The sequence below is a fragment of the Ensifer sp. Root127 genome, assembly GCF_001425225.1.
Classification (GTDB): domain Bacteria; phylum Pseudomonadota; class Alphaproteobacteria; order Rhizobiales; family Rhizobiaceae; genus Ensifer; species Ensifer canadensis.
Genome location: NZ_LMDX01000053.1, coordinates 1 through 25182, shown reverse-complemented (window position 1 = coordinate 25182; position 25182 = coordinate 1). Strand labels below are relative to the sequence as shown.

At 57.5% G+C, this 25182-nt stretch carries 27 protein-coding genes and 3 pseudogenes; 14 read left to right on the top strand and 16 right to left on the bottom strand.

Annotation, left to right across the window (positions count from 1 at the left end):
- Positions 1–176: 176 nt before the first annotated feature.
- The 3 genes from ASD03_RS34010 to ASD03_RS33995 all read right to left on the bottom strand — a co-directional run bounded on the left by ASD03_RS34010 (position 177) and on the right by ASD03_RS33995 (position 3567).
- Positions 177–1283 carry an ATP-dependent DNA ligase gene (locus tag ASD03_RS34010; protein ID WP_082557463.1) on the bottom strand — a complete coding sequence of 369 codons (1107 nt, stop codon included), beginning with the start codon at positions 1281–1283 and terminating at the stop codon, positions 177–179.
- A 749-nt stretch (positions 1284–2032) separates the two neighbouring features.
- Positions 2033–2770, bottom strand: a complete 738-nt coding sequence (locus ASD03_RS34000; RefSeq protein ID WP_057218660.1) for a metallophosphoesterase — start codon at positions 2768–2770, stop codon at positions 2033–2035.
- Positions 2771–2775: 5 nt separating this feature from the next.
- Positions 2776–3567 (bottom strand): nucleotidyltransferase family protein, encoded by a 792-nt coding sequence (locus ASD03_RS33995; RefSeq protein WP_057218658.1) that lies wholly within the window; start codon positions 3565–3567, stop codon positions 2776–2778.
- Positions 3568–3998: 431 nt separating this feature from the next.
- Here ASD03_RS33995 and ASD03_RS33990 point away from each other — a divergent pair, with 431 nt between their 5' ends.
- Both ASD03_RS33990 and catE read left to right on the top strand, forming a co-directional pair.
- Entirely contained in the window at positions 3999–4286 is a 288-nt protein-coding gene (locus ASD03_RS33990; RefSeq protein WP_057218403.1) for a hypothetical protein, read from the top strand.
- Positions 4287–4376: 90 nt separating this feature from the next.
- Entirely contained in the window at positions 4377–6527 is a 2151-nt protein-coding gene (gene catE / locus ASD03_RS33985; RefSeq protein ID WP_057218401.1) for a catalase C, read from the top strand.
- A 270-nt stretch (positions 6528–6797) separates the two neighbouring features.
- On the opposite strand, the gene ASD03_RS38440 is transcribed toward catE, so the two are convergent.
- The 3 genes from ASD03_RS38440 to ASD03_RS33975 all read right to left on the bottom strand — a co-directional run bounded on the left by ASD03_RS38440 (position 6798) and on the right by ASD03_RS33975 (position 8729).
- Positions 6798–7310, bottom strand: a complete 513-nt coding sequence (locus tag ASD03_RS38440; protein WP_082557461.1) for a BA14K family protein — start codon at positions 7308–7310, stop codon at positions 6798–6800.
- A gap of 291 nt (positions 7311–7601) precedes the next feature.
- Positions 7602–8192, bottom strand: a complete 591-nt coding sequence (locus tag ASD03_RS39550; RefSeq protein ID WP_146160886.1) for a hypothetical protein — start codon at positions 8190–8192, stop codon at positions 7602–7604.
- Positions 8193–8306: 114 nt separating this feature from the next.
- Positions 8307–8729, bottom strand: coding sequence for a hypothetical protein (locus ASD03_RS33975; RefSeq protein ID WP_057218397.1), 423 nt, complete (start codon positions 8727–8729; stop codon positions 8307–8309).
- Positions 8730–9036: 307 nt separating this feature from the next.
- On the opposite strand from ASD03_RS33975, the gene ASD03_RS39545 reads away from it, so the two are divergent.
- A complete protein-coding gene (locus tag ASD03_RS39545) occupies positions 9037–9243 on the top strand; it encodes a hypothetical protein (RefSeq protein ID WP_146160887.1) in 207 nt (68 codons plus the stop codon).
- Between the two features lie 134 nt (positions 9244–9377).
- Here the strand turns inward: ASD03_RS39545 and ASD03_RS33970 are convergent, their stop codons facing one another.
- Positions 9378–9755 (bottom strand): response regulator, encoded by a 378-nt coding sequence (locus tag ASD03_RS33970; RefSeq protein ID WP_063997123.1) that lies wholly within the window; start codon positions 9753–9755, stop codon positions 9378–9380.
- 143 nt (positions 9756–9898) lie between these two features.
- Here ASD03_RS33970 and ASD03_RS33965 point away from each other — a divergent pair, with 143 nt between their 5' ends.
- Complete coding sequence (locus ASD03_RS33965; RefSeq protein ID WP_057218395.1) at positions 9899–12991, top strand: CheR family methyltransferase; 3093 nt, start codon at positions 9899–9901, stop codon at positions 12989–12991.
- 202 nt (positions 12992–13193) lie between these two features.
- Here the strand turns inward: ASD03_RS33965 and ASD03_RS33960 are convergent.
- From ASD03_RS33960 to ASD03_RS33940, 8 genes and pseudogenes are all read right to left on the bottom strand, one after another.
- A pseudogene (locus ASD03_RS33960) lies at positions 13194–13472 on the bottom strand (hypothetical protein); the annotation flags it as partial.
- Positions 13472–14809 (bottom strand): annotated as a pseudogene (locus ASD03_RS33955) (IS66 family transposase); the annotation flags it as partial. The pseudogenes ASD03_RS33960 and ASD03_RS33955, both read right to left, overlap by 1 nt.
- 1 nt (position 14810) lies before the next feature.
- A pseudogene (locus ASD03_RS40895) lies at positions 14811–15079 on the bottom strand (transposase); the annotation flags it as partial.
- 1 nt (position 15080) lies between these two features.
- Positions 15081–15335, bottom strand: a 255-nt coding sequence (locus ASD03_RS39540) for a transposase (RefSeq protein WP_210177782.1), incomplete at its 3' end; no start/stop codon positions are given.
- 48 nt (positions 15336–15383) lie between these two features.
- A complete protein-coding gene (tnpB, locus tag ASD03_RS39535) occupies positions 15384–15521 on the bottom strand; it encodes an IS66 family insertion sequence element accessory protein TnpB (protein ID WP_280137642.1) in 138 nt (45 codons plus the stop codon).
- Positions 15522–15564: 43 nt separating this feature from the next.
- Positions 15565–15777 (bottom strand): IS66 family insertion sequence element accessory protein TnpB (gene tnpB, locus ASD03_RS39530; RefSeq protein WP_210177781.1); only part of this gene is annotated, 213 nt, incomplete at its 3' end.
- A gap of 50 nt (positions 15778–15827) precedes the next feature.
- Entirely contained in the window at positions 15828–16202 is a 375-nt protein-coding gene (locus ASD03_RS33945) for a transposase (RefSeq protein WP_057218389.1), read from the bottom strand.
- 108 nt (positions 16203–16310) lie between these two features.
- Entirely contained in the window at positions 16311–17210 is a 900-nt protein-coding gene (locus tag ASD03_RS33940) for a LysR family transcriptional regulator (protein WP_057218386.1), read from the bottom strand.
- 97 nt (positions 17211–17307) lie between these two features.
- Between ASD03_RS33940 and ASD03_RS33935 the strand changes: the two genes are divergently transcribed.
- From ASD03_RS33935 to ASD03_RS33885, 10 genes are all read left to right on the top strand, one after another.
- Positions 17308–18495, top strand: coding sequence for an MFS transporter (locus ASD03_RS33935; protein WP_057218384.1), 1188 nt, complete (start codon positions 17308–17310; stop codon positions 18493–18495).
- Between the two features lie 35 nt (positions 18496–18530).
- Entirely contained in the window at positions 18531–19277 is a 747-nt protein-coding gene (locus ASD03_RS33930) for an SDR family oxidoreductase (RefSeq protein WP_057218382.1), read from the top strand.
- Between the two features lie 12 nt (positions 19278–19289).
- A complete protein-coding gene (locus tag ASD03_RS33925; RefSeq protein WP_057218380.1) occupies positions 19290–19760 on the top strand; it encodes a cyclophilin-like fold protein in 471 nt (156 codons plus the stop codon).
- Positions 19761–19794: 34 nt separating this feature from the next.
- A complete protein-coding gene (locus tag ASD03_RS33920) occupies positions 19795–20235 on the top strand; it encodes a lipocalin-like domain-containing protein (RefSeq protein ID WP_057218378.1) in 441 nt (146 codons plus the stop codon).
- A 44-nt stretch (positions 20236–20279) separates the two neighbouring features.
- Positions 20280–20741: a hypothetical protein gene (locus ASD03_RS33915; RefSeq protein WP_244494738.1), complete on the top strand. Its 462-nt coding sequence runs from the start codon at positions 20280–20282 to the stop codon at positions 20739–20741.
- Positions 20742–20809: 68 nt separating this feature from the next.
- Positions 20810–21106 (top strand): DUF3175 domain-containing protein, encoded by a 297-nt coding sequence (locus tag ASD03_RS33910; protein WP_057218375.1) that lies wholly within the window; start codon positions 20810–20812, stop codon positions 21104–21106.
- The gene (locus tag ASD03_RS33905) at positions 21096–21620 is read left to right on the top strand and encodes a cupin domain-containing protein (RefSeq protein WP_057218373.1); all 525 of its coding nucleotides are present in this window, start codon (positions 21096–21098) and stop codon (positions 21618–21620) included. The genes ASD03_RS33910 and ASD03_RS33905 overlap by 11 nt, the downstream gene beginning before the upstream one ends.
- Positions 21621–21917: 297 nt before the next feature.
- A complete protein-coding gene (locus ASD03_RS40890) occupies positions 21918–22319 on the top strand; it encodes a four-helix bundle copper-binding protein (RefSeq protein WP_082557459.1) in 402 nt (133 codons plus the stop codon).
- A gap of 70 nt (positions 22320–22389) precedes the next feature.
- A complete protein-coding gene (locus tag ASD03_RS33895; RefSeq protein ID WP_057218369.1) occupies positions 22390–23247 on the top strand; it encodes a glucose 1-dehydrogenase in 858 nt (285 codons plus the stop codon).
- Positions 23248–23906: 659 nt separating this feature from the next.
- Complete coding sequence (locus tag ASD03_RS33885) at positions 23907–24107, top strand: hypothetical protein (RefSeq protein WP_057218365.1); 201 nt, start codon at positions 23907–23909, stop codon at positions 24105–24107.
- A gap of 244 nt (positions 24108–24351) precedes the next feature.
- On the opposite strand, the gene ASD03_RS38420 is transcribed toward ASD03_RS33885, so the two are convergent.
- Positions 24352–25106 (bottom strand): IS5 family transposase gene (locus ASD03_RS38420; protein WP_156408123.1). Its coding sequence is split into 2 segments (ribosomal slippage): positions 24352–24773 and positions 24773–25106, totalling 756 coding nucleotides; the frame shifts between segments, so codons are not numbered across the junction.
- Positions 25107–25182: the final 76 nt, after the last annotated feature.

Sequence of the window (25182 nt, the reverse complement as noted above, 5' to 3'; positions counted from 1 at the left end):
TTCGTGGCAGCGTCCTTCCTGCCCGCCGACTTTGCACCTGGTTTGCTTGTTGCTGCCATTTCGCATTACTCCCTTAATCGTGATCCTGATTGATCTCGATGGTGTGCAAACCGCGAAATCGAAAACAAGTTCCAGGCTTCGCCTTGGTAAGTCGAGAGCTGTTTGGCTGAAGATAATCAGCTCCGTTGCGCTCTACGGCTCGACGGCTTCGTGGCGGTCTGGACGCCTGCGGGCATTGTTGCCTGGGCACTGATGACCGCAGCCGGTTCGATCTGCCTAAAATCACACTGGGATGGCTTCTTATCCGGGCGCCATCTAAGGAGCTTTGTCCCGTGCCTAAATCTGCGTCCCGTAATCTGATCGAATTTAACCTCGACCACCAGAGAAGGTCTAAGGGGCTGCCACTGTGAAGTGCGCTTCGTCGCCCAACGGCTCGGACCTCCCGGAGCCTTGCCTGTAAAGCCAGGTGCCTCGCGCAAGGCCTCAAGCTTTGCTGTGAGCTCTGGTTTTTCGTCGTTCCTTATCGTGGAGGTGTAGCCGACATGGTCGAGTTCACCATTGTCATTGTAGAGCCCGAGCAACAAGGATCCGACCAGCTTGCCGTTGCTGTCATATCGAAAACCGCCGACAACGCAGTCGGCCGTTCGAAGCCGCTTAACCTTCGTCATTGCCCTATCACCAGGCAGATAGGGGGCCTCGATGCGCTTGCATATCACGCCGTCTGTGTCGCCTCCTGCGTCGGACAACCAGCGGCGGGCTTCAGCGACGTCGTTGGTGGACGGCGACAGCAAGAGATGTTCTCCGTCCGCTACGGTTTTCGCCAGAGCTTCCAACCTGGCTCGGCGGTATCCTAAACTCTTGGCGAGGAGGGACATACCGTTTGTGTCTACCAGCATGTCGAAGGCGACTAGCCTTGCTGGTGTCTTGATCGACAATGTCGTGATGCGGCTTTCCGCCGGATGGAGTCGCATTTGCAGGGCGTTAAAATTAAGTTCCCCGTCGATCGCGATGACAAGCTCACCATCGATCACGAACTGATCAACTGGCAGCGCAGCGAGGAATGCCACCATCTCCGGGAAAAAGCGGGCGAGCCCCTTGCCTGACTTTGCCCGCAAGTCCACTTCACGACCCTTCTTGAAAGCGAGGCATCGGAAACCGTCCCACTTCGGCTCATACTGCCAACCCTCTCCTGATGGGAGTTGATCCGCTGAACGCGCTTCCATGGGTTCGGTTTCTATCGATATTCCAAAGTTCAGATTTGTTTTCGAAACCTGTTTTGCCATCACACCTCGTTCTGCGGCAATCCTGCATTGGCACTGGGTGATTACCGAACGCGTCAGCTGAGAAAGACCCCTCAGTAAATCAGGCCACGGTGGAAGATGCGATAGCGTTGGCCGTTGACCCCTCCCCGCTTGCCACCCTGCTGTACGCTTGACCGCCGCCCTGATGACCGCCTTGGCCGCCCTGGCTACCACTCTGTGGCCACCCTGGCCTGGCCACCTTGCTGCTGATGACCCGTGTCCTGTTTCCTCCGGTAAAACGTTGTATTCAACATGACGTGTCGCCCTAACCTCGGGCAAAAGGACTGGTTCCCATTTTGATATTTTTTTGTTTTTTCAGCATGGCGATTCTGCGGTAGACAGAAGTGTTGCTGCTACGCAAGTCAGCACTTGCAGGAAGCCGATGTGCCTGGCAGAAAAGCGTTCGTTCGTCGCCCAGCATGACCGAAGGCTGGGCGATGGAAATCTCACGCCTCAATGTCAACGGGACTGTTTGCCTCGTCAGGTCCGGGAGCTCATGGCGTTGATCCATGCTGAAAGGCGATGATCGCCGCGGCAACTTCGTGTGGAGCTTCCTCCGCCATGTGATGGCCGCTGTCGATACTGCGACCAACGATACCTGGTGCCCAAGGTCGCCAGATCGAAAGTGGATCACCATACAATTCTTCCAGGTCATCGCACTTCGACCACAAAAGACATGTCGGACACATGACCGTCTTTCCGGCTTCCCGGTCTCACATCCGCTGACGGCCCTACAAATCTAGGAGCGCATAAGCTTTTCCGGTCGGTTTTTCGACGTGAGATGCGACATTGTAAACTGGCGCGCCTCCTGGGGTTTTACCAGAGTACTTTCCGCGATGAGCGTGACCGTGAACGACCGCAGAGACGGGAAATCGGTCGATGGTCTCAGCAAGGCGGGATGATCCGAGGAAGGGATAAATCTCAATTGGCTCGCCCTCCACTGTTTCAACGATGGGAGCATAGTGAAGCACGACCATCGCCCGCTCCGATCGGATCTGGCGAAGGGCGTTTTCGAGCCGCATCGACTCTTCAACGCTTTCGGCCACCATGGCTTTGATTGCGGGCTCGCCGAAAGAGCTTAGCATGAACCGACCAAACCCACCTGCAAAGCCTTTGACCCCGGCGAAGCCGACGCCATTTAGGTCCACCGCTTGTCCTTCGAGAAGATGCATCCCCGAGCTTTTGATGATCGCCCTGACTTCCTCCACATGGCCACATTCGTAGTCGTGATTTCCCAAAACGCCGACCACCGGAATGGAGCAGGATCGCAGATCGGCAACAAGAAGCTCAGCCTCGCGCGGTTTGCCGAGATCCGTAAGATCTCCGGTCAAGACGAGTATGTCGGCCTCCTGAGAGACCTCGCTGAACAACTCCTTGTAAGACGGGGAGTCCTGCTCTTTCATATGCAGGTCACCCATCGCGGCTATGCGAACCTTGGCAGAGGTCAAGGTTCTATCGGCTTGGCTCATTTCCGTCACACCGCGTCTCCTTGTGCTGTCTCGTCTTTTACATCCCGCAATTCCCCTTCTCCACCCACGTCAGCAAACCCCCATTCCTTGACATCGATTTCGAAGTCGACCCGGCTATACATCCTGCCCCGACAAACCTTCATTTGCGGCAGTGGCATCTTGCGCTGTGCACTCAATCGGTCGAGTAACTCTTCCAGCAACCATTCAGGAACCTTGTCGCGCTCGGTTGGATAAACCCAGCGAAAATTCAGCAAATGGATAAGGAGGACCTCCCAGTGGACTTCCATGTGACTGAGAAGCCGATGCCAATCAATTTCATCGCTTGCGCGCAGGATCATGTGAACCACGTCGCCGCCATCGTAGCGATGGCGGACCTGAATGAAGCATTTGGACCAAATGAGTTCCGTAGGCGCTATGATCCGGATCTTGTGCCCGTTCATCTCAATCTGACGCGCGTTCTCAAACCATGAATCGCTGATAGGCATCGTGCCGTTTGATGCTGCGAAGATGACGTCGAAGAAGTGCCGACCCTTCCGGACCTTGCCCAGCCAACGGTCGTCCTCGACCTCGATCGTGTAGCCCTTGTCCCTGAAGTGAGCGAGGATTCGGGCGTAGTCTCCAGCCTTGCAGAAGATATCAAGATCCTTCGTCTGCCGGGCAATACCGGTATAGGCGCTCATCGCAAAGGTGCCGGCCAAGAGGAACGGGATCGAACAATTGGCAAGTTCCTGAACAGCTTCGGCCACGAACGCCTCCGCATCCGCATCGGCCATTGTCGGCGAGGCCTTCACCTCCATTCCGGGCATCGCCTCAACCGGGTGGGCGGCCGTCTCCGCTGGCGTATTCGCGCCAGCCTGGGGGTCATTGGGATCTGCGTTCATCAAAATCTCCGTTCTCTTTGAATGAAACATCCAACAAAACCGGATGTTCCCCTCAATTCGCACGGCAGGGATGCCAAACTCATGTTCGACTGGATCTACGGCCCTCAATGACTTGCAAGTGAAGGCTGCCTGCCCGTGGCCAAGACATTCGCAGCGTCGGTGAACATCCCTCCAAGACCTAGAACTCGTGTCTGGTATTGTCTTCAGCATTCTGCTGCCAGCAAACAATTGCGAACGCACTCGCTGGTTCCCTCATCAAACTGAGACAGTTTTTCGTTCGATGGAGGAACTTTGACCCCGCCCCGACGTTCGGCCCTCGTCATCCCTCGAACGCGATCGGAGCTGTGATGCTTACGGGAGAAACCCTCGATCCCTTTCAAGACACCCCCGAGGACATCTGTTTAGTTGAAAAGAACGTCTTGAGGGAACGGCCAAGGACAGCGCACCTCGCCCTGGCTGAGAACAGCAGGGGAAGTTTCCTCCAGCACCGCGGCAAAACTGAAGGCCAGGTCGAACTCCTGGTCGAGATCTTTGGCAAGCCGGCGCTCTACAGCCTTCTGATCTCAGAGGCGGCATGGTCAAAGCTCGGCGATCGATCGGCCAATCCAAGAGGGTTCCGCAAGAAAACAAGCTAGTGACAACGGGGCAGACACTTCCCTTCGAAACGCCCCCTTGCTTCTGATCGCCAGCAACAATCCAAACCCGAGTTTTCCAGGAGCTATCCAATGGCAAAGAAGACGACAAGCGTTCCGTCAGCACAACAAGCGACAATCGCAGAAATACACGATCAAAAACTGCGACGCGGCCAGGGCGGCGAACTTCACCAGATCGCTGAAAACGACACACCCGTCCTTACGACCGCTCAAGGCGGCCCGGTCGCTGACGACCAAAATACGCTGCGGGTCGGCGCACGCGGACCAGCGCTGATCGAAGACTTCCATTTCCGCGAGAAGATTTTCCACTTCGACCATGAACGAATTCCCGAGCGCGTCGTTCACGCCCGCGGCTATGGCGCCCACGGATTTTTTGAAACATACGAATCTCTCGCGGCATACACTAGAGCAGATCTGTTCCAGCGACCGGGTGAGAAGACGCCTGCCTTTGTTCGCTTTTCAACGGTCGCCGGCAACAAAGGCTCGGCTGACCTCGCGCGTGACGTTCGCGGTTTCGCGGTCAAGCTATACACTCAGGAGGGGAACTGGGACCTCGTCGGCAACAATATTCCAGTGTTCTTCATTCAAGACGCGATCAAGTTTCCTGATGTGATCCATGCTGCCAAGCAGGAGCCGGACAGAGCATTTCCGCAGGCTCAAACCGCACACGATAATTTCTGGGACTTTATTAGCCTGACACCGGAAAGCATGCACATGGTCATGTGGGTCATGTCTGATCGTGCTATCCCGCGCTCCTTCCGTTTCATGGAAGGCTTCGGAGTCCATACGTTCCGTTTTATCAATGCCAAGGACGAGTCCACGTTCGTCAAGTTTCACTGGAAACCCAAGCTGGGATTGCAGTCGGTCGCCTGGAACGAAGCCGTCAAGATCAACGGCGCTGATCCGGACTTTCACCGTCGGGATCTTTGGCAATCGATCAAGTCGGGGAATTTCCCCGAATGGGAGCTGTGTGTTCAGCTTTTCGATCAGGAATTCGCCGACAGCTTCGACTTCGATGTACTTGATCCGACAAAGCTCATCCCGGAGGAGATCCTTCCCGTCAAGGCGATCGGTCGCCTTGTGCTTGATAGAATGCCCGATAACTTCTTCGCGGAAACCGAGCAGGTAGCCTTCATGACGCAGAATGTTCCGCCAGGCATCGACTTCAGCAACGATCCGCTGTTGCAAGGCCGGAACTTCTCCTACCTTGATACGCAGTTGAAGCGACTTGGCAGCACGAACTTCACCCACCTGCCGATTAATGCTCCGAAGTGTCCCTTTGCCCATTTCCAACAGGACGGGCACATGGCCATGCGCAATCCCGTGGGGCGAACGAACTACCAGCCCAATTCTCACGGGGAGGGACCGAGGGAGTCTCCGATGCGCGGATATCGGCATTTCCCTGCCGAAGAGCAAGGCCAAAAAGTTCGCCTTCGCCCTGAAAGCTTTGCTGACCACTACAGCCAGGCCCGGCAATTCTACATCAGTCAGACCCCGCCGGAGCAGCGGCATATTGCAATGGCGCTGACATTCGAACTCAGTAAGGTTGAAACACCCGTCATTCGCGAGCGCATGGTGGCTCATCTTCTCAATATCGATGAGACCCTTGCGACCACCGTTGCCGAAAAACTCGGTCTTCAGACCATGCCAAAGCCCGCCGACGCAGCTGCGCCGACCCGCCAGGATCTGACGCCGTCGCCCGCATTGAGCATCATAGAACGCGGGCCGAAACGTTTTGAAGGCCGCAAGCTGGGCATTCTTGTATCCGATGGCGTTAACGCCAAGCTCTTGAAGGAACTGACTGGGGCAATCATTGAGGAAAAAGCCACGGTCGAACTGATCGCTCCAAAGGTCGGTGGGGTCACTGCATCCGACGGTACGTGGGTCGAAGCCCACCATATGATCGATGGCGGCCCATCAGTTCTGTTTGATGCTGTCGCCCTTTTGACTTCAGAAGCCGCGATGGATGACTTGCTGAGAGAGGCAACGGTTCGCGATTTTGTCGCCGATGCGTTTCAGCACTGCAAGTTCATCGGCTACGATCAATCTGCTCTCCCTCTGCTGGAAAAAGCGGGCATCGCCGAAGCGGTCGACGAAGGCGTTATTGCCCTTCCTGGCGACGAAGGGCTTCCAAGCTTTGTATCAGAGCTCGGCAAGCTTCGCGTGTGGGGACGTGAGCCATCGATAAAACTCGGCAAAGCCTCTTCGCCGCCAATCAAATAGGAGCACGCACCGGCACGGCTGTGAAGCCGTGCCGTTAATGCTCGGCGACCTCCTGTGGTGTTTTGATCGCCGCACCGTTGCTCATGTCTCCATATAATTCTGCGCAGCGCCATGCGTTGGGCAAAGCCTTCCCAATCACTGTCGACTTTGTGCGGCAGGTCCGGACGAAGCCACTGGCTAGAGTGCGTCGCGGAAAGCGCCGCGAAGGCGACGTTGTCGGCGACGCGGCGCCCTTTCAAACCCGGAACATGATAATCATTGCCTTCTCGCTCAATAAGGCGAGACACACGCCTGCCGCGGGCCATAGTAGGGCTGGAACGTGTTGTCGTAGGCCCTGTAGGAGCGATATCGTCCGTAGCACCAACGCGTATGAGCATTTCCGCCGTAATAGACTTGGCGTTGGTAACGCGGCGCATAATAGCGCGGAGCGTAGTAGCTCCGGCCGTAATAGTTGCGTGGATAATAGCCTGGCCGGTAATATCTCGGTCCGTAGTATCCCGACCCGTAGTATCCCGGCCCATAGGGCTGATAATATCGGGGCTGCGCCAGGAGGCCCCCGATAACTGCGCCGGCGGCAAGCCCACCTAGTGCCCAGGCCCACTCATCACCACCATTATTATGGTATCCACCATAGTACCCGCCGCCGCGATATCGTGCGTATTGAACCAATTGCGCTTGCCCCGCGTCGATCTTCGGCGTCGCTATTGTGGGAAACGCCATGGCAGGCGGAATGCCTGTAACCATCATCACCAGCGACAGGGAAACGATTGCAAACCTTTTCATTGGCTTACCCTTCCTTTGCGGCGCAGTGCGTCGAAGTCGGCGCGTCAACCGCAGCCTTTTTTAAGGACGCATAATTTTACACCAAAATCGCTTTTTACAGGCGAAATTCTGCGTCGCCGGGGAGCAGCTTTATTCCAGAGTAGGGATTGGACAAATTGCCGTCCGGCTGCCTTCTGCTGTCCATCCGCCAGATCACTTCATCATCGCAGACGACAATTGAGCCCGCCGGAGATCGACGAGGAGCCAGGCGCGGGAATGGCTAAAATCGCGTTGGCTGTTGGGCTCTCGGGCTCACGACCGGTCAAAACGCTCCAGCATTTTTCTGAGGTGGAGATTCTGCAGATGGAGCTTTTCGGCCAACAGGGTTCTCAGTTGCTGAATTTCGTCGTCCAAAACCGCCACTTCCTCGAAAAATGCTTCCCGGGCTGATAACTGTGCGCCGGGATCCGTGTTCGCTTTCGAAGGGAACTTCTTAACGTTCCCGGTTCCGGACTTCTTAGCGCGCGCTTGAATTTGTGGCGCCTTAGGAGATTGCTTGCTTTTAGGCAACGAGGCTGACTGTTTTGGAGGCAGTTCGCCAATTCGCTGATTTTCCGGCGTAGGTGCCTCTTCAACGGCGGCGTCTGTAGAGACGGCTTGGGCGTTATCATCCTGGTGTTCGGTCAGATCCGAAGATGCAGCCTCCTTGAGTTCATCCGATCCATTCTCACGATCCTGAAATGCACCGGTTGGATCCGTTGAACTCAACTGAGCGCCGCGGACTTGTTGTTCTTGCGTGTCATTTGCTTGACTGTCGGCGTCGTGTTCAATCGAAATCTCGCGTGGTTCTGCCGACCGTCCCCGCGATGTCAGTCGAGCAAATAGGTTCCATGGTGATTTCATCGATCGTCAGCCTCGAGCGATCCGAACTCTCACGTGAGTTCGGTGAATGTCTGTCCTACGAGGAATGTAGGGGCCAAGGTCGATCTCGCAACCGGCCCCTGCTGTCGGTCCCGGTCAATCAAGTCCTAACCGCTTGCGCAGTTCCGAATTTTCCGCCCGCAGTTTGGTGGCCAGTTCCTTGCGGAGCCTTTTATTTTCTTCTTCAAGCTGGATGAGGTCGGCCATTTCATCGATCGCCGAGACGGACGACGAAGCCTTTGGTCCGCCGAGCTTCGACGTCTTCGTGCTTCCGGTCTTGAGGGCGGAAGTCGTCTTTTCAGCAACTTGCTTTTTGACGGGCGCAAGCTTTGCGACTACGCCCTCGTCGGTGCGCTTCCTGCGCTCTCTCGGCGTCTTCGCAACCGTTGTGGTGCCCGTTGCTTCTGCAGTTGCTTTCGTGCCCCGCGGCGCACGCTGCTTTTTCGGTACCGGCGTCTTTGCCGGTGCGGCGGTCTCTACAGCTTCGATTGTGGTACCAGTATTGCTTTCATCAGCCATCAGTTTTCTCCCTCTGCTGCCAAGAATCGTTTTCCGCTGAGTGAAACGCGGAGTCAACCATGACGTTGTTGGATTGACACGATGAAGATCGCGCGGGAACGCAGGTATGAATCGAGCCATTGTCATTTCGCCGGCTGCTGGTTGAGCCGAAGTGACGGCGGCTGGCCCAGGAGGATGAATGTGATCGCGAAACCAGACGGGCGACACTGATGCTGCCCACTGGAACTTTTGGCAACAGAGGCAGTTGGCTTATCGAACAGGTCACTCAGGCGGCCCCGCAAAGTAGCGTCCAGATGAGGCGACGACGATGCATCACGAAAATACCAGAACAGGATTCGGCAAGCGCATTAGTGATTGGAACACGCGGTATGACTTAGATGAATTCATCCGAGCTCATGGGCTTCAACCGCGAGCAGCACGCGAACTGTTCGAAAAGTTTGGGCCCTACACAGCTGATCTTGATAGCAAGATTGCCGAACTTCGGGCGAACGGAAAAATCGACCGTAATCACTGAACACGGTCAACGGATGTCTGCCTTGTGAATTTGATTACGCGGCTGCTTGAAATCCCCACAAGCAGTCGCTCTCTGGCCCAGTTCCAGGGGGTATTGACCGGATCTGATATTCCAAGCGCGCATCAACCCTGAGCTTACTCCGCCCGATTGGACGCCGCCACGATTTCGGCGAGCTTTTCAATCACCTGAGACGGATCGATTGGCTTGGCTAAAAGCGGAACCTGACTATACCTGCGGGGCAGATCCTCAAGTCCGTATCCTGTGGTGAAGACAAAAGGAATATGGTTGGCGCGCAGCAGGTCGGCGACCGAGAAGCTCAATTCACCCCGTAGGTTCAGGTCCAGTACGGCGCCGTCGAGCTTCGCACCGTTCTCGATGGCGGCCGTAGCCTGGCGAAGGCCGGCAAAAGGGCCAACAACAGTCGCCCCTTGCAACTCCAAGGCGCAGACGAGCTCCATCGCGATCATTGGTTCGTCTTCCACCACCAGCACGTGGCCTAACGCCGATGTCATGGCTTTTTTCTCTTCCTGTCAAAAGCTTAGACCAACATGACCGTTCCATGTTCCGGTGTCGATTAAATATTGCCAAATATAAGCTTCCGTCCTAACTCTAGTCCATAGGGGGACCGCGTATTCGGTCTAAAGGAGCGGCCCTGTTGACGCGATTAGAGCCAAATTTTCCCGTGGTTGGCATTGGCGCCTCGGCGGGTGGGATTCCGGCGCTGGAGGGATTTTTTAGTGGCCTTCCGGAACGCTGCGGCATGGCGTTCGTCATCGTCACCCATCTAAACCCTGCGCTCGAAAGCCACCTTCATGAGGTCATCGCGCGCTTCACTGACATGCAGGTGGTCCTCGCCTCTGGAGAAGTCAAAATCCGGCCGGATGTGGTCTACGTCATGCCGCAGAATGTGGTTCTGACGATTGAAAACGGCGTCCTTGCCAGCAAGAAACTTGAAAATCACATCCGTGAACGCAAGCCAATCGATATATTTTTCGGCGCGCTCGCTAAGGATCAGGGAGAATATTCGGTCGGGGTTGTTCTCTCTGGCGGAGACGGCGACGGCACCCTCGGTGTAAAGGCGATCAAGGAATATGGTGGCCTTACGATTGCGCAGATTGCCGACGGCTCTGGTCCCCGCAATCCAGATATGCCGCAAAGCGCAATTTCGGTCGGTCTGATCGATCTGGCATTGCCTGCCCAGGCGATGGGCGAAAAGCTCCTGGCTTTCGCACAGAGCTTCGACCTGCTCTCGGATCTCGGCGACAATGACGAAGCGAAGAAGGCGAGTGATCTTAATCACGCTCGTAATCAGATCTATGCCATTCTGCGAAAGCAGACTAGCCACGACTTTTCCGGTTATAAGCCGAAGACCTTCCTAAGGCGCGTCAGGCGTCGAATGCAGGTCAGACAATTCGATACGATCGAAGCTTACGTGGGGTGTCTGGAACAGGATCCCGAAGAGGTATTGCGGCTTTTCAGCGACCTGCTGATCAACGTCACAAACTTTTTCCGCGATGCTGACGCATTCGCGACCCTTGCCAAAACGATCATCCCTCAACTCTTTGCCGGCAAGTCAGCAGCCGATACCGTTCGGGTATGGGTGCCGGGCTGCGCAACCGGCGAGGAGGTTTACTCGATCGCGATCCTGATGCGCGAGTTTATGGAAAATATGGCGAGCGTGCCGCGAGTGCAGATATTCGCGACCGATATCGATGATCACGCACTGCAGATCGCGCGGACCGCGCGCTATCCAGAAGCGCTGCTCGAAGGCGTTTCGGAGGAACGGCGAAAGAAGTTCTTCAGCTCTGAAGGAGCAAGCTATATCGTTGCCGGTAGCGTGCGCGAACTGTGCATCTTCTCACCCCATAGCGTTATCCGCGAGCCGCCTTTTTCACGAATGGACCTCGTCTCGTGTCGCAACCTTCTCATCTACCTCGGATCTGAGGTTCAGAACCGTGTCATTCCGACGTTTCACTACGCATTGCGGCCTCAAGGATATCTGTTTCTCGGCACATCCGAGGGTATTGGCCAACATGGAGACCTCTTCACCACGGTTGACAAGAAGAACCGCATTTTTCAAGCGCGCGGCCATGCAACGCCCTACCGACCTCAGATGCTGGGGCGCGACGAGCAGTACACAATTCCCAACTTGGCAAAACTCGAAGCACGGGGACTTGGCGGTTCGCAGTTGCGGCAAGTGGTGGAAACACATGTGCTTGAGAGCTTCGCCCCGGCCCACGTCGTCGTCAATGCCGACGGTGATGTCGTTTACACCTCCGGCAAGACCGCTAAGTTTCTCGAAGTGCCTCAAGGCAGTCCAAGCCGCCAGCTCCTCAATATGGCTAAACGGGATCTTCGCCTCGATTTGAGAGCGGCCTTGCGCGAGTGTGCGTCGTCGCGAAATCGCGTGATCAAGGATAACGTTCTCGTCGACGCGGATGACGACCGTGTACAGCATGTGACGATTACAGTTGAGCCTTTGAACGGGCGAACGACCGGTGAACCGTTGTACATCGTTCTCTTCCATTCGGTTGGCCCGTTGCGGGCACGCTCGGGGCCAGGGCGTGTACAGCGCGATGTCGACGGCACCGTCGAACTCGAGCGGGAATTGCGCGAAACTCGCGAGCGTCTCCAGTCGACAATCGAGGAGTACGAGACCGCGCTTGAGGAACTCAAGTCGTCCAACGAGGAGCTCGTTTCCGTCAACGAGGAAGCCCAGTCGTCCAACGAGGAGCTGGAGGCCTCGAAGGAAGAGATGCAGTCGCTGAACGAGGAGCTCAATACGATAAACGCCGAACTCAATGGAAAAGTGGAGGAGCTCGACCGGGCGAACAACGACCTTAGGAACCTGTTCGATGCAACCGAGATTGCCACTGTGTTCCTTGATCGAAACCTGGTGATCCGCAATTTTACACCGGCTGCATCCAAGTTCTTCAAGGTGCGGCCGGCGGATGTCGGACGACCGCTCACCGAATTGTCCAGCGAGATCCAGTATCCGGACCTGAAAGCCCATATTTCCGAAGTTTTTTCCACCGGTGAAAGTCGCGACAATCATCTTTCGCGCGACAACCAGGGGAGACATTTCCTTGCGCGGCTCATACCCTATCGAGGTGAAAACAACAGGATTGACGGGGTTATTGTCACACTCATCGACGTCACAACTCTTGCGGAAGCCGAAGACCACCAGAAAGTTCTGATCTCGGAACTCAATCACCGGGTCAAGAATATGCTGGCGGTCACGATCAGCATTGCTGCCCAAACTATGGAATCTTCGTCATCACCGGAAGCATTCTACACAGCCTATGTCGGACGGCTGAAAGCCATGTCTCGCGCATACGCTCTGCTGTCGCGCGACAACTGGAAAGATGTATCCATCCTGGAGCTCGTCTCTCAAGAGCTCTCGCCCTTTGGCGGCGACCGGGTCACCCTGGACGGACGGGACATCAAACTCGATCCTCAGCGCGGGCTTGCCTTGGGAATGGTCATCCACGAACTCGCGACGAATGCTGCCAAATATGGAGCGCTTACCAGTTCCGATGGCCGCGTGCTCGTTCACTGGAAAGCCGATGACAACCTTCTCACTTTGAAATGGATGGAGCGGGGAGGTCCCTCCATAACTGCACCCCCCAAGGACGGCTTTGGAATGAAGTTATTGCGGGGAGAAATCGGGTACCGGCTTGGAGGCGAGGTCGAAACAAAGTTCGAGCCCGAAGGTTTGACTGTTTTTCTGTCATTTCCCTTAAACTGAATGTTCAGCAAGTGTACTGCTCGCGCCTTTTCGGTCCGGCGAAGTAGAGGCCCGGCCGGCCGCGCACGCTGTCCGTGTGAACGGGCGGGCTTCGTCGAGCGCATCAGGAAGTCTCACATAGCTGAAATCGCCGCTTGAAGTCTGCGCCCCGTAAACGGTGCGTCGGCGTAGCCTTGCTGGGCACGCGCCAATAGTAACCTACTTTGAGGCGGGCGATCAGCTCCTCGTCGTCGACAAAGCTGTCGAGGAAGTCGTTCCATTCGTCGGTTGAACGGCGGGCGTAGGAGAGCATCTGTTCCAGTTCCTCCATGCCGTCGTCTGTCAGCGCGGTGATGGATTCGTCCTCCCCGTTATAGACGCTGATGATGCTGCCGTAGGTCAGATTATCATCGTTGGAGATGATTGCCCGGAGAAGCTCCGGATCCTCGCCAAGAATTTCAGCGACATATTTGATCGTGCGGACATAAGTGATTATTGCCATCAGGCTGCCTCGGCGCAGGTGGTGGCGACTGGTGACCAATTCCAGGGGAGTAGTTCGTCGAGGCGATTGATCTTGTGATCGTGGATACGGTCGAGCACGTTAGCCAGATAGGCCTGCGGATCGATACCGTTCATCTTCGCCGTCTCGATGATCGTCATGGCACGCGCCAAGGTCTCTGCCCCGGTGTCAGCGCCGGCGAATAACCAATTCTTTCTTCCGATTCCAATTGGGCGCAGGGCCCGCTCGGCGGCATTGTTATCCATGGCGACGCGACCGTCCTCCAGGAACAGGCAGAATGACGCCCACCGGCTCAGGCCATAACGGAAAGCCGTCGCCAGATCGCCCTTGCCTGGAATGCGGGTCAATTGGGCTTCGACCCAGATGCGGAATGCTTCGACCTTTGGCTTGCTGTGCTTCTGACGCGCGGCAAGGCGGATATCGGCAGGCTGACCGGCAATGTCGCGCTCGATGTCGTAAAGCGCGCCGATACGATCGAGAGCCTCTCGCGCGATCTCGGATTTGTTCGATGTCCAGATATCATGGAAGTCGCGGCGCCAGTGCGCCCAGCAGGCCGCTTCGCGGAAGCGGCGCGCCCCATCAGCTCCAGGTTCATAGAGCTTCCCGTACCCTTTGTAGCCGTCGGCTTGAAGGATGCCGCTTGTCTGCCTGAGGTGATGGTGGACGTGCTCTTCCTTCCAGTCCGGGGCGAAGTAATAGATCGCGCCCGGTGGAGCCGCTCCCGCCCAGGGACGTTGATCGCGGAGATACGTCCAGATCCTGCCCTTCTTCACACCCTTGCCCAAACCCTTATCCCGAAGAGAACGATCCAGCACCCGGATCGGGGTGTCGTCGGCATGGAGGAGGTCACTGCCCATGATTGCGGTCTCGATCCGCTCAATCAGCGGCTGGAGCACCTGCATGGCGCGACCGCACCAATCGACCAGCGTGCTGTCCGGAATGTCGGCGCCCATGCGGGCGAAGATCTCGTTCAGGCGATACAAAGGCAGATGGTCGTCGAACTTCGAGACCAGGATGTAAGCCAAAAGTCCAGCACCTGCCATGCTGCCCGGGATTGGACGGCTTGGTGCCGGCAACTGCACCATCTTCTCGCAGCAACGGCAGGACTTCTTCAATCGAGCGACCTCGATGACCTTCATCTGCGCAGCGATCATGTCGAGGATTTCGCTGGCGTCCTCGCCGACAAGGCGCAATTCACCACCGCAATCGGGGCAGCAGGTACCGGGATCGAGTTCCTTGCGCTCGCGAACTGCCTTTTCCGATACCCGCGGCCGGCGGCGCATCGTCTTTTCGGGCGTGCTTGCCACAGGCGCGGCAGTNCCGGGATCGAGTTCCTTGCGCTCGCGAACTGCCTTTTCCGATACCCGCGGCCGGCGGCGCATCGTCTTTTCGGGCGTGCTTGCCACAGGCGCGGCAGTCACTGCCGCATCGACCTCATCGAGCGGCTTGGTGCTGCTTTCCGMTGCGGCGATCAAAAGATCCTCCAGCGCCAGTTCCAGCTGCTGGATTTCCCGTTCGATCTTTTCCGAGGACTTGCCGAAGACCTGTTTCTTCAGCTTGGCGATGCGCAGCCGCAGTTCCCCAATCAANTGCGGCGATCAAAAGATCCTCCAGCGCCAGTTCCAGCTGCTGGATTTCCCGTTCGATCTTTTCCGAGGACTTGCCGAAGACCTGTTTCTTCAGCTTGGCGATGCGCAGCCGCAGTTCCCCAATCAAYTGGTCGTGCGCCTGCAACGTCGCCGACATCTTCGCGTTTTCCGCCTGCAAGGCGGCGATYATYGCCTTCAGGAAGGCCGGATCGTCGGGAAGATTTTGGCTCGCGTTCGACATGATCCTGACTACCATAGGTCAGGACGCATATCCATAAAAACAAGCAGATTCAGTGACATAAAATCAACCGACACGCGCCGGTGGAGCGCCCCAGTTCGGACGTCGCCAATCAATCCCTTCCCACAACATGGCCAGTTGCGCCGYTGTCAGCCGCGCCGTTCCATCGGCTGCTGAAGGCCATGGAAAACGCCCTCTCTGCAAAATTTTATAGTACAGGCAGAAGCCCTGGCCATCAAAATACAGNTGTCAGCCGCGCCGTTCCATCGGCTGCTGAAGGCCATGGAAAACGCCCTCTCTGCAAAATTTTATAGTACAGGCAGAAGCCCTGGCCATCAAAATACAGAAGTTTTATGCGATCGCCCCGTCTTCCTCGAAACGCGAAGACTGCACCTCCCGTCGGCTTCTGGCGTAGCACATCCTGCGCAAGCGCAGCCAAACCTTCTACCCCTTTGCGCATGTCCGTGGCTCCGCAGGCGAGATAMACTCGAACACCGGTTCCTGGTCCGATCATGCTGCTTCAACCGCCCGGATGAGCCGAGTCAGGACGGCRGCATCAACGCSACTGTCGAAGCGAAGGCTGCGYCCATMGTTCAACCGCAACTCGATCATTGCAGGCACGCGCGCAACGTCCTCACGCACGAGCGGGGCGCCATGCATGGCGGACGTGTCTACGGCAAGGAAGACCGTATCGGCAGTGGGCGGCAACAAACCCTTCTTCTTCAGCTCATGCCGCCAGGCGTAAATCTGCTGCCGGCTCACATCGTGCCGATGGGCAACCTCAGTAACCGTCGCACCGTCGAGCCCAACCGACATGACGATGTCGAGCTTCTCCTCGTCACCCCAACGCCGCCGCCGTTCCTGACCAAGAATTTCGACACGCATCCCATACCCTCGCCTAAGACACGTCGCAAACGACGTCGCTAAATCCGGCAGGCGGTGCCAATCGGGCGGTTACCGCCAATAAGAGGCGTTGTGTTGTGCGACCTAACGTTATTTTCGCGGTCTATGCCGGAAAGCATCGACGAACGCCGAGAAGGCTGGCGAGTGATTTCGACGGCTCGGATAATAGAGGTGATAGCCCTGGAAGGTCGGGCACCACTCCGAGAGGACCGGACGCAGTCGCCCGCTTTTGACATGCTGCAGAACGAGGTCCGTTGGGACGTAGGCGAGACCGATGCCGTCCAATGCAGCGTCCATTGCGGGCGCGATGTTGCTCAAGGTAAGCTGACCTTCCACCCGCACGTTGAACTCACGGCCATCCCGTTCGAATTCCCAGGCGTAAAGCCCCCCGGACGTTGGAAGCCGCAGGTTGACGCAGTTATGGCCTGTCAGGTCCTGCGGGATTGACGGCGGCGTGTGCCGCTCCAGGTAGTCGGGCGATGCGACAACGGAATACGACACGTCAGGCCCTATGCGCACGGCCACCATGTCGCGGGCGATGGCCTCGCCGAGCCGCACCCCGGCATCGAACTGCCGCTCGACAATGTTGGTAAAACCATTGTCGACAATGATCTCCACCGTGACGTCGGGGAAATCCCGCAGGAACGCGGACAGCCGAGGGCGGAACACGAGCTCGACCGCGTCATCGGGGCAGACGACCCGGACGTCGCCGGACGGCTTGTCGCGTAGCGCGGTGATGGCGCTGATCCCGGCGGCGATGCTCTGGAAATGGGGCTGGATACTCTCAATGAGACGTTCCCCGGCGGCCGTGGGTGCCACGTCGCGCGTGGTACGGGAAAGAAGCCGAATGCCCAGCCGCTCCTCGAGCGCGCTCACCGTATGACTGAGCGCAGAGCGCGTTAGACCCAGCTTGGCGGCGGCGCGCGTGAAGCTCCGCTCCCTGGCAACTTCCAGGAATGCCCTCATCTCACTGAACTCGTCCCGCCGCATTGGTGAATCTCCTTCACATCTACATGCACATTGTAGCTTCTAGTGCACGTTAACTCATCTGGCTATCTAGTGCGGCAAGCGGACAGGAGAGCGCGGAATGGCTATTGAGCTGACAGTTAATGAGATGACTTCTCCCGAAATGGCGCAGACGCCATGGGCTGCCGTGACATGCCTGTCGCTCCTTACCTTCCTGCTGGTCGGATTGGAGTTCCTGCCAGTGAGTTTACTGACCCCGATTGCACGAGACCTCTCGGTATCAGAAGGACAGGCCGGACTGGCCATCACCATTTCAGGCGTCTTCGCGGTTCTCATCAGCCTCTTTGGAAACGGCCTCCTGTCAAAGGTGGATCGGAAGGTGGTGGTGTTGTTCTACACGGGGATACTGATCATCTCCAGTTTGACTGTCGCTCTCGCTCCCAACTTCGCCGTCTTCCTGGCAGGCCGGGCGCTTGTCGGTGTGGCGATCGGAGGCTTCTGGTCGTTGTCGACAGCCATCCTCGCACGTCTGGCCTCGAAATCTGACCTGCCTAAGGCCATCGCCCTGCTCCAAGGCGGTACCGCGTTCGCCATCGTCATCGCGGCCCCTCTCGGCAGCTTTCTCGGAGGACTGATCGGCTGGCGTGGCACCTTCCTGATTACCGTTCCGGTTGGACTTGCCGCGCTGGTCTGGCAATTCGCCGTCCTGCCGAAGATGCCGGCGACGACAACGGTATGGGTGGGGAAAATGTTCGGGCTTCTGCGCAACCGCACCTTCGCCATCGGTATGGCGGCGACCGGCCTCGCCTTCATCGGCCAGAACTCGCTGTCGATCTATCTTCGCCCATTCCTCGAAAACATCACCGGACTGGAAGTGAATGCCCTTTCCATGGTGCTCCTCGGCCTCGGCCTCGGCGGCCTGACTGGTACGACTGTCATCGGCTTCGTCGTCCGGCGGCATCTCGCAACCCTGCTGATCGGTTTGCCAGGTGCGCTTGCGCTCATCGCCCTCCTCCTTATCGCCCTCGGGCCATACGCAGCAGTCACTGCTTTCCTGCTCGTGGTGTGGGGCTTCTTCTCCACGCCCATTCCGGTCGCCTGGAACACGTGGATGGCGGCGATTGTTCCCGGCGAGCTGGAGGCGGCGGGCGGCCTGCAAGTCGCGTTGATCCAGCTAGCAATTGCGGGAGGCGCTTTTGCAGGCGGAGTGCTCTTCGACACCGCGGGATGGTGGAGCCCCTTTCTGCTGGCTGCCTGCCTTCTCACGGGCTCGGCATTGCTCGCGGTTCTTGCCAGCCGCCGAGCATAAAAAATCTTCCGAGATCTCGAAATCAGGAGAACATCATGTCTCAAGGAATAGAAAATAAAGTCATCGTCATTACCGGCGCGAGCAGCGGTCTTGGAGAAGCAACGGCACGCCATCTCGCCGAGCGAGGTGCTACCGTGGTGCTGGGTGCCCGACGACGCGACCGTATCTATGCGCTGGCCAGCGAACTCATGTCGAAGGGGTACAAGGCCAGAGCGGTTCAGACCGATGTCACGGACAGGCAGCAAGTCAGCAACCTGGTGAATACGACTGTCGAAGAATACGGTCGCATCGACGTGATGCTCAACAACGCCGGCCTGATGCCGTTGGCCCCTCTCGAACGCCTCAAGGTCGACGAGTGGGACCGAATGATCGACGTCAACATCAAGGGCGTGCTCTACGGCATCGCCGCCGCGTTGCCGCACATGAAAGCTCGGAAGTCCGGCCACATCATCAATGTCTCCTCTGTCTATGGACATGTGGTCGATCCGGGTGCCGCGGTCTATTGCGCCACCAAGTTCGCCGTCCGTGCACTTTCCGAAGGGCTGCGCAAGGAAGTGAAGCCCTACAATATCCGGACGACCATCATCTCGCCCGGAGCCGTCAGCACCGAGCTTCTCGAGCATATCAGCGAGAAAGACATCCAGGCCGCAACGAAGGAATTCGTCAGTAAGATCGCGGTCGGCGCGGACACGTTCGCCCGGACAGTCGCCTTCGCCGTGAACGAGCCCGACGACGTCGACATCAACGAAATCCTGTTCCGGCCCACGGCACAACCGGTTTGACGGGATCGAGGCATGGCAACGACGCTCCCGCTTCTTACGCGAAGAACCGCTGTCGGCGGAGCCTTGGCGGCCGCGGCGTTCCCGTTCGCGGCGCGTGGGCAGGAGGGACGTGACCCCGCCAGCCAGGAGCCGACCGACGTGAGGATCAGGGTGACGTTTAATGACCTGTCCCGGACGGCCATGCTCTACGACAATCCGTCGGCACGCGACTTAGCTTCGATGCTTCCTTTGCACCTCAAGATCGAGGACTACGGCAGGAACGAAAAGATCGTCCATCTGCCGCGCAAGCTGACGCAGGACGGCAGCGGTCCGTTCGGGAACGAGCGGCCGGGCGACCTCTGCTACTTCAAGCCATGGGGCAATCTCGCCTTGTTCTACGACGAATACCGCTGGGACGGGCTGATCCGGCTCGGTCGTTTCGACGGAGGTTCGGAGCCTCTACTTGTTCGCGGCGAGTATCCCGTGCGCATCGAACGGATTTGAACCACTACCCTCCCATTCGAAAAGGACCACACGAATGAAGCACTTCAAGATCGCGCTCGTAGCGCTGACGCTGGCCGCATCCTCTGCTGCCTTCGCTGACGACAGCAAGTCCTCGATAACCGGCGCGTGGCGCATGACGTCGTTGCAGGTCACCGACGCGAGCGGCGATCGGACAGAAATCCCCTATTCCGGCCAGGTTATCTTCTCCACTGGCGGAACTCTCTCCGTCCAGGCGATGAATCCGGACGCCGCAGCGCAACCGACACCCTATACGGCAAATGGCTACGAGGCCTATTATGGCCCGGTTGAAGTCGACGAGGCCAAAGAGACATTCGCCATCACCGTGGAATCGTCCCTCGTCCGCAATCTCATTGGCCAGCGCATGGAACGCAAGTTCAAGGTTGACGCCGACCAACTGACGATCACGCCCGCTGATCCCAAGGAAGGCTGGAGGGTCACCTACGAGCGGCTCTGAACGCAAAATTCGGAACCTCCGGTGGCAGTTGCGGTTTGGTGGTCATGATTTCGTTCCGGTTCAATTCGATGACCCATTGGTTGCGCATTGTTAGCCTCGTCCTTGCATCTTTGGCTTTGGTGCCAGCGGGTGCGCACGTGTTTTCTCTCGTCAGCAAGATGCGCCTGTCGGGCGAAGATTATCTTGCTGCGCAACGCGCATATGATGGATGGAACCTCTTCGCGTTGATTGTCGTCGGCGCAATAGCTGCGCTCCTCTGGCTTTCGATCGCTCTCTATCGAGCGGGGGAACCGGCAATCCCCGCTATAGCCGCTCTTGCGTGCATTGTCGCTACGCAAGCCATATTCTGGACTTTTACCTTCCCGGCAAATCAGGCAACCGACAACTGGACTCTGCTTCCCGAAAACTGGACGCAGTTGCGCCGTGGATGGGAATATTCTCATGCGGTCAGCGCGGTGTTTAATTTTTTCGCGGTGTGCCTTTTGGCGATCGGCAACGCAAAATAGGGGATGGCTAACGCGAAAGGTTGGAGCGCCTTATCGACGCGCAGTGTTACTTGCGAAGGAGCCTGAATATGGCAAAGAAGAAGAAGAAATGGTCGCGAAAGGTGACCGAAAACAGCGACGCACTGGACCTCAAGGAAGGAATTTTCAATCAACGGAGCGCCAAAAAAATAGCGGATTCGTTCAAGGAGTCGGCAGAGAAAAGCAACAGACGCAAATCAAGTCCGTTGCGTTCGGCCATGTCCATGCTGACCTTCTATATCAATCGCGCTGGCATCCTGCTTTCCAATGGGCGCCGCGAGACCCTCGAAAAGGCGAAGGACGAATTGCGCAAGGATTTTGGCAAGGCACCGAAACATGGCAAATGAGTTGACGATCAGACAACCGGAGACGCTTTTCTTGACGCCAAGCGACTGGGTACCCAATCATCCCTCTCTGCCCGTACTCTTCTACCGCAACATCCTCGCACCCGCGCCAACGGACTGCGCTCCTGTTTTCGAACGGCTTTTCTCGGACGCGGGATGGCAGGGGCTCTGGCGCAATGGAATTTTCTCCTACCAGCACTATCATATCAGGGCACATGAGGTGCTCGGCATCGCCAAAGGCACGGCCGAGCTTTTGATCGGTGGACCGGGCGGCTGCGTTCTTCATGTCAGCGCTGGGGATTGCTTGGTTCTGCCTTCCGGCACTGGGCACATGTGCAACTCTGCCAGTGACGATTTCCTTGTCGTCGGCGCCTATCCTGCCGGCCAGCATGCCGATATCGAAACGGCTGCCGCAACGCCCGGCGATTTGAAAATCATCGCCACATTGCCCATTCCCCAAAGTGACCCGATCTACGGTCCGGGCGGTCCGCTGCGTGCCCTGTGGGGTGATCTGTAAAAGCGGCTTCGGTGGCCAAGATGCCGACGGCAACACCTGATGCTGCCTTGTCGTCCAGTGACAAATGCCGGGCTGCGGTTTGGCTGGATGCCGTGCCCAGGGCGCTGGAGACGCCGGGACGTAGCCCGCCGCTTTGCATTCGAGCTCAAGCAACGATGCAACTGATGAAACCATACCCACGCCCCTGTTTGCAGAAACTGCGCTCCATACGCCGGTTCACGAGAAGCGTTCCGTGCTCGGAACATTTCGCCATCGCCATTGTTGGAGGGACACACCCGAAAAGCCGCGAGGAAACCGATGCTTGTACGTGAAATGATGAATAGCCATCCTGATGTACACGGGCGTTCGGCAGACGCGCTGATGCGCTGCATAGAGGATTGCTACAGCTGCGCTCAAGTTTGCGCGAGTTGCGCAGACGCCTGCCTTGGCGAGACGAACGTCGGTGAACTCGTTCAGTGCATTAGGCTCAATCTCGATTGCGCCGACATCTGCGTTGCAACCGGGTCGGTTGCCACCCGCAGGACCGGCACCAACATGGATGTCGCCCACAATCTCGTTTCGACCTGTGCTGATGCCTGTCGGGCGTGCGCTGCGGAATGCGCGAAGCATGTTGAGATGAACGAGCATTGCCAAATTTGCGCCCGCGCGTGCGAAGCTTGCGCGCAAAGCTGCGGCGAAGCCCTCCCTCTGTTTCACTGATCGTTCAGTCGCCGCTAAGCGCCCAGCCGGCCGCCCCGTCCTTGCGCTAGGTCTCACACAGGAGAACACGATGTCTGATTATCCCAAACCTCCCTTTCCTGCCCAAAAACAGCCGATGCCTGGCCTCACGAGAAAGATGAATCCGGTTCCCGACCACGGGGAACAAACATACAAGGGGTCGGGACGTCTCGCCGGCAAGATGGCCGTAATCACCGGGGCAGACAGCGGTATTGGACGCGCGGTGGCGATAGCATTTGCTCGTGAAGGTGCTGACATTCTGATCTCCTACCTCGAAGAAGACGAGGACGCCCGGGAGACAGCACAGCATGTCGAGGAGGCCGGCCGAAAGGCCGTTCTCGTCAAAGGCGACATTCAATCGGCCGACCACTGCCGGAACATCATCGACCGTGCCATGACCGATCTCGGCGGTATCGATATCCTTGTCAATAACGCCGCTCATCAGTCGACGTTTAAGGAGATAGGCGACATCCCCGACGAAGAATGGGAGCTGACTTTCAGGGTCAACATCCATGCAATGTTCTATCTATCCAAGGCAGCCGTCAAACACATGAAGGACGGTGCCGCGATCATCAACACCGCATCGGTTAACTCGGACATGCCTAATCCAACGCTGCTTGCCTACGCCACAACGAAGGGGGCAATTCAGAATTTTACCGCCGGACTTGCCCAAATGCTCGCCGAAAAGGGAATCCGTGTGAACGCGGTGGCACCCGGTCCGATCTGGACTCCGCTCATTCCATCGACCATGCCCGAGGAAGCCGTCTCAAGTTTCGGTAAGCAGGTTCCGATGAAACGCCCGGGGCAACCGGCCGAACTCGCCACCGCTTACGTCATGTTGGCCGATCCCCTCTCAAGCTATGTATCGGGCACCATGATCGGGGTGACCGGTGGCAAGCCGATCCTGTGAATGACTACACCGCAGATAAGGGAGGGAAATCTGGATATCGCAATGCAGTCAATTGCACCATCAATAGAAATCCGCTGACGGCAACGGCGAGCAAATAGGCGATTTTGCTCGGCACCTATTTTGATCCGAGCCGAGACGGCCCATGCCTTGCCTCGGCACTCAGTCTGGAGCGGCATTGCTCCTACTGTGTCACCCGTTTTTCTCGGAACATTGTCGGGCCGAGCGGGTTCGAAGGGCACAAACCCGATCGATTAAACCTTACGGGAGAGACCAAGCCGTGCCGCTTCGTTTCGTCCTTTTTCTCACAATGGTTTCCCTGGCTGCGACGCCAGCGTTAGGGAAATGCACAGCAATGAGAACCCGGCAATGTCCGATCGATGCCGAACCTTGCCGGACGGCGGCGCGCCGGATGCGAACGGGAACAGTACTGACGAGGAGGCGATGTCTGAAACGCTAGAGGATTGCCAAGGCGTTCTCAAACCGCCACGGACCGGCGACAGCGAATTGATAGAGCCCGCTCCTGATATCGGCAAGACTCCGTTTATTCGTCCTCATGAGATCCCTGAGGATTAGAATGCGAAGTCATCAACCGGAAAATCGATTGGAAATGTCAGCGGAGTCGCCCCGATAGAACGACTGCGAAGGTAAGGAGATTGGAAATGGTGTCGCGCGATCCGATTAGAGAACCGATGGAGGCAAAGGCCGTGGGTGCCATCATCGACGAATTGGAACGGCAATCGATGCAGCAGCCGCAAAAACTCACGGTTGTGCGCAAGGGCGACGGCGTCGACGTGCGGGGAGAGATCGATGTGGATGCTCTGGTCATGGTCGTTGTCGGGTGCATGGCCGGAGGGCCGTAGCGAGCGAAGCTCTCAGATCTAATCCGAACTTGCGAACGCCACTCTCGGCAGCGCTGGAACATTGCCTCGTTGCGATAGTTGGGCGGTCGTCACCCGCGCAAGGTCAGTAACCTAAAAAATGGCCCAGGGGACTAGGGTCCGGACTCACAACCACCAGATGACGGCGGCTGCGAGTGCGATTGCCCCCATGAAGTTTTTGATGTTGCGGTCGAAGCGGGTCGCGAGGCGACGNTAGGGTCCGGACTCACAACCACCAGATGACGGCGGCTGCGAGTGCGATTGCCCCCATGAAGTTTTTGATGTTGCGGTCGAAGCGGGTCGCGAGGCGACGCCAGTCCTTGAGGCGACAGAACATGCGCTCGATGACGTTGCGCTGCTTGTAGATGGCCTTGTCGTATTCATATTGGATTTTGCGGTTCTTGCGCGGCGGGATGACGGCTTGGGTACCACGCTCGTCGAGCCACTCGCGCAGAGCCTGGCTGTCATAGCCTTTGTCGGCGACGAGTTCGGCGGAGGGTGGCAGAGCTTCGATACAGAGCCTCGCCACCTTGCAATCGTGGACGTTGCCGGGCGTCAGGAGCAGGACGTGAGGGCGGCCTTTGGCATCGCAGACAGCATGGAGCTTGGTGTTCCGTCCACCTTTGGTGCGGCCGATACCATGAGCCAAGGCCCCCCTTTTCCTCCACCCGCACAGCGGTGGACCTTGATGCAACTGCTGTCGATGAACAGTCGATCCGGCGCATCATCGGCCCCTGCGAGCGCACTGAAGATGCCTTCCCAGATGCCGCGTTCGGACCAGCGGACGAAGCGGTTGTAGAGTGTCTTCTTCGGTCCATAGACATCTGCGCAATCCGCCCAGCGGCCACCACAGCGCAGCGCATGGACGATCCCGCTCAAGACCCGGCGGTCATCCACGCGCGGCTTGCCTCGCACATCTGTCGGCAAAAGCGGCTCTATCCGCTCCCACTGCGCGTCGGAAAACCAAAAGAAATCAGACATGCAACCGCCTCCTCGCTGAGGCGAGTGAATCACGTCGCAGTGCGCAAGGAAACCCACTTATTGGGTCCGGACCCTA